12 protein-coding genes are annotated in these 9,308 nt (G+C 60.0%); 2 read left to right on the top strand and 10 right to left on the bottom strand.

Annotated elements, in window-relative coordinates:
* From GIW28_RS30070 to GIW28_RS30040, 7 genes are all read right to left on the bottom strand, one after another.
* A partial coding sequence (locus tag GIW28_RS30070) for a VOC family protein (protein ID WP_236490479.1) occupies nucleotides 1–373 on the bottom strand: 373 nt, incomplete at its 3' end.
* A 47-nt stretch (nucleotides 374–420) separates the two neighbouring features.
* Complete coding sequence (locus tag GIW28_RS30065; RefSeq protein WP_017138933.1) at nucleotides 421–822, bottom strand: ester cyclase; 402 nt, start codon at nucleotides 820–822, stop codon at nucleotides 421–423.
* A gap of 39 nt (nucleotides 823–861) precedes the next feature.
* On the bottom strand, nucleotides 862–1,482 hold the full coding sequence (locus GIW28_RS30060) for a LysE family translocator (RefSeq protein WP_017138932.1): 621 nt from the start codon (nucleotides 1,480–1,482) through the stop codon (nucleotides 862–864).
* A 243-nt stretch (nucleotides 1,483–1,725) separates the two neighbouring features.
* On the bottom strand, nucleotides 1,726–1,962 hold the full coding sequence (locus GIW28_RS30055) for a hypothetical protein (protein WP_017138931.1): 237 nt from the start codon (nucleotides 1,960–1,962) through the stop codon (nucleotides 1,726–1,728).
* Between the two features lie 63 nt (nucleotides 1,963–2,025).
* Nucleotides 2,026–2,358 carry an antibiotic biosynthesis monooxygenase family protein gene (locus GIW28_RS30050; RefSeq protein WP_017138930.1) on the bottom strand — a complete coding sequence of 111 codons (333 nt, stop codon included), beginning with the start codon at nucleotides 2,356–2,358 and terminating at the stop codon, nucleotides 2,026–2,028.
* 41 nt (nucleotides 2,359–2,399) lie between these two features.
* Nucleotides 2,400–3,374 carry a zinc-dependent alcohol dehydrogenase family protein gene (locus GIW28_RS30045; protein ID WP_017138929.1) on the bottom strand — a complete coding sequence of 325 codons (975 nt, stop codon included), beginning with the start codon at nucleotides 3,372–3,374 and terminating at the stop codon, nucleotides 2,400–2,402.
* 64 nt (nucleotides 3,375–3,438) lie between these two features.
* Nucleotides 3,439–3,741 carry an ArsR/SmtB family transcription factor gene (locus GIW28_RS30040; RefSeq protein ID WP_017138928.1) on the bottom strand — a complete coding sequence of 101 codons (303 nt, stop codon included), beginning with the start codon at nucleotides 3,739–3,741 and terminating at the stop codon, nucleotides 3,439–3,441.
* Between the two features lie 181 nt (nucleotides 3,742–3,922).
* Here GIW28_RS30040 and GIW28_RS30035 point away from each other — a divergent pair, with 181 nt between their 5' ends.
* Together GIW28_RS30035 and GIW28_RS30030 are read left to right on the top strand one after the other, a co-directional pair.
* The gene (locus tag GIW28_RS30035) at nucleotides 3,923–4,366 is read left to right on the top strand and encodes a DUF2867 domain-containing protein (RefSeq protein ID WP_268938807.1); all 444 of its coding nucleotides are present in this window, start codon (nucleotides 3,923–3,925) and stop codon (nucleotides 4,364–4,366) included.
* A 123-nt stretch (nucleotides 4,367–4,489) separates the two neighbouring features.
* Nucleotides 4,490–5,470, top strand: a complete 981-nt coding sequence (locus tag GIW28_RS30030; RefSeq protein WP_236459028.1) for a ketopantoate reductase family protein — start codon at nucleotides 4,490–4,492, stop codon at nucleotides 5,468–5,470.
* A gap of 24 nt (nucleotides 5,471–5,494) precedes the next feature.
* Here GIW28_RS30030 and GIW28_RS30920 read toward each other — a convergent pair whose 3' ends face one another.
* The 3 genes from GIW28_RS30920 to GIW28_RS30015 all read right to left on the bottom strand — a co-directional run.
* Entirely contained in the window at nucleotides 5,495–6,199 is a 705-nt protein-coding gene (locus GIW28_RS30920; protein WP_256349295.1) for a methyl-accepting chemotaxis protein, read from the bottom strand.
* A 937-nt stretch (nucleotides 6,200–7,136) separates the two neighbouring features.
* The gene (locus GIW28_RS30020; RefSeq protein WP_177033201.1) at nucleotides 7,137–8,156 is read right to left on the bottom strand and encodes an alpha/beta fold hydrolase; all 1,020 of its coding nucleotides are present in this window, start codon (nucleotides 8,154–8,156) and stop codon (nucleotides 7,137–7,139) included.
* A 139-nt stretch (nucleotides 8,157–8,295) separates the two neighbouring features.
* Nucleotides 8,296–9,308: autotransporter family protein (locus GIW28_RS30015; RefSeq protein WP_236490478.1), on the bottom strand; the 1,013-nt coding region annotated here is incomplete at its 5' end.

Below are 9,308 nucleotides of genomic sequence, written 5' to 3'. Positions count from 1 at the left end.
CCGCAGACAAGACGCGCGGGGTGATCTGCCAGGACACGCCCCATTTGTCCTTGCACCAGCCGCAAGCGCTGGCCTGGCCGCCGTTGTCGATAATGGCATTCCAATAGCGGTCGGTTTCGGCCTGGTCGTCCGTCGCCACCTGAAACGAAAACGCCTCGCTGTGCGGGAACGCCGGGCCACCATTCAGGCCCAGGCAGGGAATGCCCAGCACGCTGAAGTCGACGGTTAACACATCGCCTTGCTTGCCCGCCGGAAAGTCGCCAGGGGCGTGATGCACGGCCGTCACAGCGCTGTTCGGAAACGTCCGGGCGTAGAAAGTGGCCGCCTCCAGGGCGGTGCCGTTGTACCAGAGGCAGAGGGTGTTTTTGTTCATCTTGGGTCTCCACGGGGTGGTTGGGTGTAGAGAGTCTAGACGGTCGATCAAGGTTTATCGGGTGTCAGCTGTTGGGCTATCGCGGCTTTGTCGATGACCGACCAGACCTGCGCAATTTTCCCGTCGCAGCACTCGTAGAATACGTTTTCATCGAAGGCCACGGTCCTGCCGTTGATCGGCAGCCCGAAGAACTCGCCTCTGGGGCTGACGTTGAAATTCAACCGGCTGGCGATGGTAGGCGGGTCGGCTACCAGCAGTTGGATGCGAAACACCAGGTCCGGGATCTCACGAAAGTCGCGTTCCAGCATCGCGCGGTAGCCTGCCAGGCCGACAGCGGTGGCGTTGTAGGTCACCTGCGGGTGGACGAAGTGGCCCAGGTGCTCCCAGTCCTGGCGGTTGAGGCAGTCGATGTAGCCTTGGTAAAAGTCGGCGAGTTCGATTCGGGTCATGTCGCGTTTTCCCTGTTCGTTGAGTGCGCAGGCTTGTCCTCACGCCCTGCGCGCCATCAACAACACCGTCGCCGCCGCCGACAACAACCCGGCACAGCAGCGATTGAATAGGCGCTTGCCGCTGGGTTCGGCAAACCAGCGGCGCATGTGCGTGCCCATGTAAGCGTAGGCGCTGATCGCTATCCATTCTAAACCCAGGAACATCCCACCCAGCAGCGCGAATTGGGGGGTGATCGGTTGGCCGGGTACCACGAATTGCGGGAGGAACGCGGTGAAGATCAGGATGGCTTTCGGGTTGCCGGCTGCCACCAGGAACTCCTGACGTGCCAAGGCCCACAATCCCACCTTGTCCGGGGCTGATTCAGCTTCTTTCTGCGGGTTAGCCCGCCACAGCTGAAATGCCAGATAAAACAGATACGCCGCACCGAGAATCTTGATCCCGTAGAACAACAGCTCCGAAGTCTGCAGCACCACCGCCAAGCCGGCAGAGGCGAGGGCGATCATGCCGGCAAAGGCCAGCAAACGGCCAATACCCGCAAGGCAAGAAGTGCGATAGCCATAGCGCGTGGAGTTGCTTACGGACAGCAGGTTATTGGGGCCGGGCGCCATGTTCAGGGCGAAGCAGGCGGGGAGGAAGAGGGCGAGCGTGGCGAGGTCCATGGCGGCTCCGGAGTGGGTCGAGCGGGAGCGAGGAGGATAAAGGGTCTTGAGGGGGTTGGACAATCCGCAAAAACCGCACCAGGCGCGGTGAAATACCATGAGTGTTTTGATGCGACGCAATGATCCCTAAGTACGCGTGCTTTCACTATAAAAGTGTTGGGTTCACCGCGCCGGCCAGAGGCGTGCACAAAGATAAAAGATGGACGGGGCCAGCGCGAAGGCTGGTCCCATCTCGCGGGCGGCTCAGCGCTTCGCGGCTTCACACTCGTTACGTAAGTTGCTGTCTTGAATGTTGCCGCAGCTTTGGCCGTTGCTCTTGGCATTGCAATAAGCGCGTTGATCGCTGTCGCTGATGTTGCCGCAGCTTTGCCCGTTCATTTCTGCCTGGCACGTGGCTCGAAGGTTGCCGTCACTGATATTGCCGCACCCGGCGTAAGCGTAGCCACTGAGCATCAACAATATTGCAATGATGACTCTCATTATTCTCTCCATGGGTGTCAGGAAGTAGCCTGACGCTGACTGATCCATGCTGCTTTTGCTGCGCTAGCGAGCCGTCAAATTGACATCGTTGTTTAGAGAAGTTCCATCGGCAAACGCCTCCACATGGTAAACCGCCGGTTCTGCAGAGAAGTACGCCTCCAACCCCGACATAAACACACGATGATCTTCACTCGCCTCAAACCCCGGCGTGTGATCCTCCAAGGTCTCCCAGCGCACTATCAAGTTGAACACCTCTGGGCTTTCAACCCCTTGCGCGAGCATATGCCCACCGTAACCTTTAGCGCGGCTGAGCAGCGGCAAGACCTCGGCAAATGCGGCTCTAAACGCTTCGAATTGTGCTTTGTAAACCGGCAGCAGCGCGATCTCGTAAACCATGATGTTTCTCCAGGCAAGTTTTCAACCTTAAACCGCTGTATTCACGCGAGAAGCGACGGCGCGACGGCAATCGCAATCTTCCCCAGCAGGCCGTTATTGCGACGCTCCAACCGCGCGTGGGCGAGCGGGATATCTGCCAGCGAATACACCTCACCCACGTGTGGCCGCAGTTGTCCGCGTTCTACCAACGCGCTGAGTTCATCGAGTTTGCCGCGGTTCTGCCGCGTGAAGACAAAGTGATAACTGGCATTCTTGCCCCAGGCATTAACCAGATTTTGCGGCTGCGCAATGTCCACAATCGACACCACACGGCCCAGTTGCGCGAGTGCGTCGGGGCTGCGGGCCAAGGTGTTGCCGCCGATGGTGTCAAACACCACATCAACGCCACGACCAGCGGTTTCGCGCAGGATGACCTCAAGGTAATCGTCCTTTTCATAGTCGATGATCACATCGGCGCCCTGGCTGCGGGCGAACTCAATGTTGGCTTCGCGTACGGTGGTGAACACCTTGGCGCCGATGGCTTTTGCCAGTTGGATCGCCACATGGCCGACGCCGCCTGCGCCGCCATGTACCAGAACGCTCTCGCCGACCCGCAGCGCCGCGCGCACCACCAGTGCTTCCCAGGCGGTGCCGCCGACCAGGCTCAGGCTCGCGGCTTCCAGGTGGCTCAGGGCCGCAGGCTTTTTGCCGATGATGTGTTCGGCCGCCACGTGGTACTCAGCGTAACTGCCGGGGCCGTCAAATATTTGCGGGGTGTACCAAACCTCATCGCCTGGTGCAAAAGCAGTGACGCCTGGGCCGAGGGCTTCGACGACGCCGGAAACGTCGTGCCCGGTTATCGCCGGCAAGGGCACCAGGTCAGGGTAGTCGCCACGTCGCACCTGATAATCCAACGGGTTGATGGAAGTGGCGTAAACCCGCACTAACACGTGCCCGGCATGGGGGACGGGCTTAGGCACGTCGCGAAGTTCGAACGCTTGCGGGCCGCCAAATGCGTTGAGTATCAATGCTTTCATTGCTCATCCTCGTTTCGATAAAAAGAGATATCGCGAAAACTAGATATATTGCGATAAAAAAAACCTACAACTCTTTGCCTATGATCTCGGCAAGCACACGGATGTTTGCCTCGTTACGCTTGTAGTAGGTCCACTGCCCGATACGGGTGACTTCGACCAACCCCACCCGTTGCAAGGTGGCCAGGTAGCCCGACACGGTGGACTGCGAAAGGCCGATGCCTTCCTGGATACTGCTTACGCACACGCCCACCGTGTGAACGTCACCCTCATCTTGTGCGGGGAAGTTCTTTTCGGGGTCTTTCAAACCTTTCAGTATTTCCAGGCGTGTCTGGTTTGAGAGGGCTTTGAATACGTCGAGTAATTCCATGGGCGGATCATATCGAGAATTATCGATATGTCAACCAGCCTGTCCCGCGCTTTACTTGAGCAGCCCTGCAAAATAACCTGCGCCTGCAGGCATCACTCGGTTTCATCACCAACCGCGCTTTTCAGGGAGAAATCAGTTGGTTACTACAGATGTTATTCACACACTGGGCACACCTGCAGAGTTGGATTACTACGACCGCAGGTCGGTCATGTTGCCAACTGATGTCACAGCACTGGAGGCCTGGAATATTGTGACCGCCGAGCGCGGGTGGCCGATGCAGTTGGCTTTTCGAATCCGCGACGGGATTTCGTCGCTGTTTGGGGTGAAACGTATCGGTGGGTTCTCCGGCACACCGCAAAATGCGGTACAGGCGGGCGAGCGCTTGGACTTCTTTCTGGTGGAGCACAGTGCTCCCGATAGGTTGGTGCTGACCGAGCGCGACCGGCACCTGGATGTGATGATTTGTCTGTCTGTCAGTGACCGCGTGTTTACGATCACCTCATCGGTGATCACCCATAACACCTTTGGGCGCCTGTACATGTTGCCGGTAGGGCCGGTGCACAAGCTCATCGTCAACAATGACTTGAGGCGACTGAAACGCAGGCTGGATGCGCTGCAAAAGTAACCTGTGGCTATGTTTGCCTTGGCTGATGGGTGTGAGCCAAGTGCGGCTGCTTTTTCAATGAGACGGGCTTGTTCCGGCCTGTTTAGCCAGTATTCTGTTCCACTCCCTCAGTGAGGTTTACCCATGCGCGTCACGGTCGTAGGTGCTGGAGCAATCGGTGGTTTCCTGGCGTGCAAATTGTTCGCCGCCGGCCACGACGTCAGCGTGATCGCGCGTGGCGAAACACTCGCCGCCATTGGCGAGCATGGGCTGAAGCTGCACACGGGCGATGAGGTGTTGGTTGCCCCACTGAAAGCGACCTGCGCACCTGAAGAGCTTGGCATTCAGGAGATGGTCATATTTGCCGTCAAGGCGCCGGCATTGCCCAGTGTGGTGGAACAGGCCAAGGCATTGATTGGCCCGCAAACCCTGGTTATTCCTGCACTCAACGGCTTACCCTGGTGGTATTTCCTGCAGTCGGCAGGCGCTTTGGCGGGTATGCGTCTTGAGGCTGTCGACCCCGGTGGCGTGATAGAAAAGGCTGTGCCCGTTGCAGCCGTTGTCGGTTGCGTTGTATTTGCCTCATGTACCGTGCTGAGCCCCGGTGTGATCAAGCACATGTCCGGAAGCCGAATGGTGTTCGGTGAGCCGGCCGGTGGTAATAGCACGCGCGTAGATGCAACCACCGAGGCTTTTCGTGAGGCAGGTTTTGATGCCCACGCCCACGCCAATGTGCGCGAAGAAATATGGTTGAAGCTGCTGGGCAATGCCTGCTTCAACCCGGTCAGCCTGTTGGTGGGCTGCGCAACCGATGAGTTGATCGACGACCCATTCCTGCACGCACTGTTCATCGGCATGATGGATGAGTTGCTGGATTTGGGACGCACACTGGGCATCGCGCCTCAGATTGATTCCGCGCAACGCATTGCGATCACCCGCAAGCTCGGCAAGGTGAAAACCTCGATGCTGCAAGACGTTGAGGGGCACAAACCGGTGGAGATCGAGGCCATCCTTGGCACGCTTGTTTCAGTGGCTGATCGCATCGGGGCACCGATACCTCGCACGCGTACCGTGTATGCCTTGGCGCGCATGCGGGCTAAAAACCTGGGGATTTTGCCAGGCTGAGCCATCCTCACGTTGAGGCGTTTTTCAGGAGTGAAACCTGCGCCCCAACGCATCCAGCCGCACTGCAATCGGCGGCAACTGCTCACTGCTGCGCGCGAGGGTTTCCACATCATCCGCGGTGTTTTGTGCAATGTTCTGCACGGACTGCAGGCGCCCGACGATCTCCAGGTTGGCCGAGGTTTGTTCGCGGGTGGTCATCACGATTCGCCCGTTCAGCTCGTCGATATGCGCGATGTCGGCGCCCACGGCCTGCAACATGTCCACCGCCAGTTGGCTGTCCTCCACACAACGCGCTACACCTGCCTGGCTGTCGTGCATTGCCTCGACGGCTTGGCGGCTGCCGTGTTGCAGGCCTTCGATGATCTGTTTGATTTCCTGGGTGGAGACGGCGGTGCGTTGCGCCAGGCTGCGGACCTCATCGGCGACCACCGCAAAACCCCGGCCTTGCTCGCCGGCGCGGGCGGCTTCGATGGCGGCGTTGAGCGCCAGCAGGTTGGTCTGGTTGGCGATGCTGCTGATCACTTCGAGTACCGAGCCGATCTGCTCGGCCTGGGTGGCCAGGCCTTGTACGGTGTGGTTGGTGCCGTCGATGCGTGAGGCCAGTTGGGTGATTTCATGTTGGGCACGGCCGACGCTTTGCTGGCCGCGCACGATCTGTTCGCGGGCCTGGCCTGCGTGTTCCACCGCGTGTTCGACGTGCTGGGTGATATGGGCCGTGGCGTCTTCCATGCGCTGCATGGAGCCGGTCATCTGGTTGATTTCCGTCAACTGATGGCGTGCGCCGGTTTCCAGGGTGCCGCTGGCGCTGGCCAATGCCTGGCCGAGTTGGCCGAGACCGTGGGAGTCACGGGTCACGCCATCGATCAGGTGGGTGATCTGCTGCAGGAAGTGGTCGAAACGCTTGGCCAGGGACACGTGCACCTTGCCTTCACCCTGGGCGGTTTCAACGGTGAGCTGGGAGGTCACGGCGAGCATTTTTTCCAGCATCTCCTGGCTTTCGACCGCCTCGGCCTGGCTATGAATGGCGAGGTAGAGCAGGGCGACCGTCTCCATCACAACGTAGAAGGCGTGCACGAACACCATGTTCCAACCGCCATGATGGTCCATTACAAATACCGGGAAACCCTGATGTTGCAACGCGTGAAACACCACGTGGTGGACGGCGATGGTCACCGCCGCGACGAGGATCGGCAGCCAGTCGCGGTAAAACGTCAGCACCGCCAGCAGCGCGAAGATACCGAAGTGCGCTTCGATCAAGCCCTGCGCCTGGTTAATCTGCAGCGCCGCCATGACCATCAGGCCGGCGCCCAGCAAACAACGCATCAAACGGGTGCCACCGAGGGCGCGATAGAGCAAGGTGAGCACCACGCTGGCGCCGCCGCCGACGATCACCGCTTGCAGCCAGGTGTTGTGCCAGAAGGCCAGGCCCAGGGAGAATAAAAACATCAGCCAGATCAACGCCAGCATGATGCGGTCGGCTTTGCGGTAGTGCTCCAGGAAGCGGGCGCGTGCGGGCATTCACTCTTACTCCATGTGGTCGAGCCAGGAACAAAGCATGCGGCGTGCCATGACGGCTCGCAAAAGGAACGCCAAAGGGCGGCGCCAGAAGCGTATCGGCATTCCTTTGGGCGACTTTAGGCACGGCTGCTACGCAGTTCACGTCGCTTCACAGGTGATCGGCGTCCACTATGGCCTTGGCAAACGCCGCAGGCGCTTCTTGCGGCAGGTTATGGCCGATGCCGCCGCTCACCAGACGAAACTGGTACTTGCCGGTAAAGCGTTTGGCGTAGTCCTCAGGTAACGGGTGCGGCGCACCGTTGGCGTCGCCTTCAAGCGTGATAGTCGGCACGCCAATGCTCGGTGACTGCGCGAGTGTTTGCTCCAGGGCAGCGTATTGCGGTTCGCCCTGTACCAGGCCCAGGCGCCAGCGGTAGTTGAAGACGGTGATTGCCACGTGATCGGGGTTGTCCAGGCTTTTGGCGCTGCGTTCGAAGGTGGCCTCGTCAAAGGCCCACTTCGGCGAGGCGGTCTGCCAGATCAGCTTGGCGAAATCGTGGGTGTTTTTCTGGTAGCCGGCGGCGCCGCGTTCGGTGGCGAAGTAGAACTGGTACCACCACTGCAACTCAGCTTTGGGTGGCAGCGGGTTCTTACCGGCGGCCTGGTTGCCGATCAGGTAGCCACTGACTGACACCAATGCCTTGACCCGTTCCGGCCACAGCGCCGAGACTATATCTGCTGAGCGCGCGCCCCAGTCGTAACCGCCCAGCACCGCTTGATTGATCTTCAGCGCATCCATGAAATCGATCACGTCCTGGGCCAGCGCCGCCGGTTCACCGTTACGCAAGGTTTTATCCGACAGAAAACGCGTGTCGCCATAACCCCGCGCATAGGGGACCAACACGCGGTAGCCCTTGGCGGCCAACAGCGGTGCGACGTTGGCGTAGCTGTCGATATCGTAGGGCCAGCCATGCAACAGGATCACCACTTGGCCATTGGCCGGGCCGACCTCGGCGTAGGCCACGTCCAGCAGGCCGGCCTTGATGTGCTTGAGCGTCCCGAACGCCGATTGATGCTGCGGTGCCGGGGTTTGCGGTTCGGGCATCTCGGCATGGGCCATGCCCATGGCCGCGAATGGCAACAGGGCAAAAGCCAGGAAAAGTGGGTGGCGTTTCAACTGAGCGTGCATGGCGAGCCTCCTGGGGCTTGATGTGTGCCGGGTGCTCAGTTGAACGTCGTGCTGTATCGGCTGTGTTTCAGCAAGTGCCATGGGTTAAACGTTGTGTATCGCAACGGGCCCTGGATACAGTGCGATACACATACGCGGATCAGAAATCCATTCGAAGCCCCAGCGTGCCTTGGCGGCCGTTGAGGGCATTGCTGTCCAGGTTGCGGTTGTAGCCCAGTTGGCCGTACAGGCTGATGCCTTGGGCAACGGTCAAGGTGGCGCCGACGTTGAGGTTCAGCGTGGTCGACTTTTGCTCGGTGTTTATGTCGGTAGCATCATCGAACCTAACGGTGTTGGTGCCGGCGCGGGCATGCCAGACGTTGGCACGCGCGTATGGCTGCAGGGGCATACCACTCACCTCATAGCTGCCACGCAAGCGGGCACCCAGGCGGGTGGTGACATGCGTGTCAGCGTCGTAGGAGACGGCGGAGATTCGGTCGTTCTGGCTGTCCAGCCGCGTGCGGTCGACGATGAGCTGGGCTTGTGGCTCCAGTTCCCATTGGGCACTCACAGTAAAAGGCCAGCCCGCTTCGGCGGACGCCAATGCGTTGCTGCCTTTGGTTTTCATCTTGATGCCCCGGTCGGACTCGTTGTTGCCGGTGAAGCGGGTGCCCATTACCACCAGGTCCAGATAGGCGCGGTTGGCGCCGATCAGTGTCCAGTAGGCGCCCAGGCTGTCGCCGCGCAAGGTCAGGCGGCCTGCGTCCTTGTCTTGGAAGCCACCGTTGAAACCCTTGACGTCGCCTTGCAGGCGGCTGTGGCCCACAAAGAAGCCAAGCCGGTGAGTCTGGCCGCTGTCCGTGCTGGTGGCGTACAGGTCGCTGCCCACCTGGAAGGCCGACAGCGAACTGTCCAGTGTCGGGCTGACCGTTCCCGCGAAACTCTGGCGACTGTTGCCGCCGTACACCCTGGCCCAACCTGTGGGGAATACCCCGGTTTGTTGCTGCTGGCGCTGATCGCCCACGCGTTCGTGGTAAGTCCCCAGCATGCCTTGCACGATTTGCTCGGCAGCTTGAAACAGCACGGCGTACACCGGCACTTCGGCGCGGTAAAGGGGGATTGCGGTGTTGCCTGGATTGGGCGGCAATGCCGGGGTGCCAGGCGCTGGGGTGG

The sequence above is a fragment of the Pseudomonas sp. PA-5-4B genome (assembly GCF_021606215.1).
GTDB classification, from domain to species: domain Bacteria; phylum Pseudomonadota; class Gammaproteobacteria; order Pseudomonadales; family Pseudomonadaceae; genus Aquipseudomonas; species Aquipseudomonas edaphica.
This window is presented reverse-complemented; position numbering and strand designations above follow the sequence as displayed.

Coding starts and splice junctions, on each gene's coding strand:
- GIW28_RS30065 (WP_017138933.1), bottom strand. CDS start 822: ATGACCCGAATCGAACTCGCCGACTTTTACCAAGGCTACATCGACTGC.
- GIW28_RS30060 (WP_017138932.1), bottom strand. CDS start 1,482: ATGGACCTCGCCACGCTCGCCCTCTTCCTCCCCGCCTGCTTCGCCCTG.
- GIW28_RS30055 (WP_017138931.1), bottom strand. CDS start 1,962: ATGAGAGTCATCATTGCAATATTGTTGATGCTCAGTGGCTACGCTTAC.
- GIW28_RS30050 (WP_017138930.1), bottom strand. CDS start 2,358: ATGGTTTACGAGATCGCGCTGCTGCCGGTTTACAAAGCACAATTCGAA.
- GIW28_RS30045 (WP_017138929.1), bottom strand. CDS start 3,374: ATGAAAGCATTGATACTCAACGCATTTGGCGGCCCGCAAGCGTTCGAA.
- GIW28_RS30040 (WP_017138928.1), bottom strand. CDS start 3,741: ATGGAATTACTCGACGTATTCAAAGCCCTCTCAAACCAGACACGCCTG.
- GIW28_RS30030 (WP_236459028.1), top strand. CDS start 4,490: ATGCGCGTCACGGTCGTAGGTGCTGGAGCAATCGGTGGTTTCCTGGCG.
- GIW28_RS30920 (WP_256349295.1), bottom strand. CDS start 6,199: ATGGAAGACGCCACGGCCCATATCACCCAGCACGTCGAACACGCGGTG.
- GIW28_RS30020 (WP_177033201.1), bottom strand. CDS start 8,156: ATGCACGCTCAGTTGAAACGCCACCCACTTTTCCTGGCTTTTGCCCTG.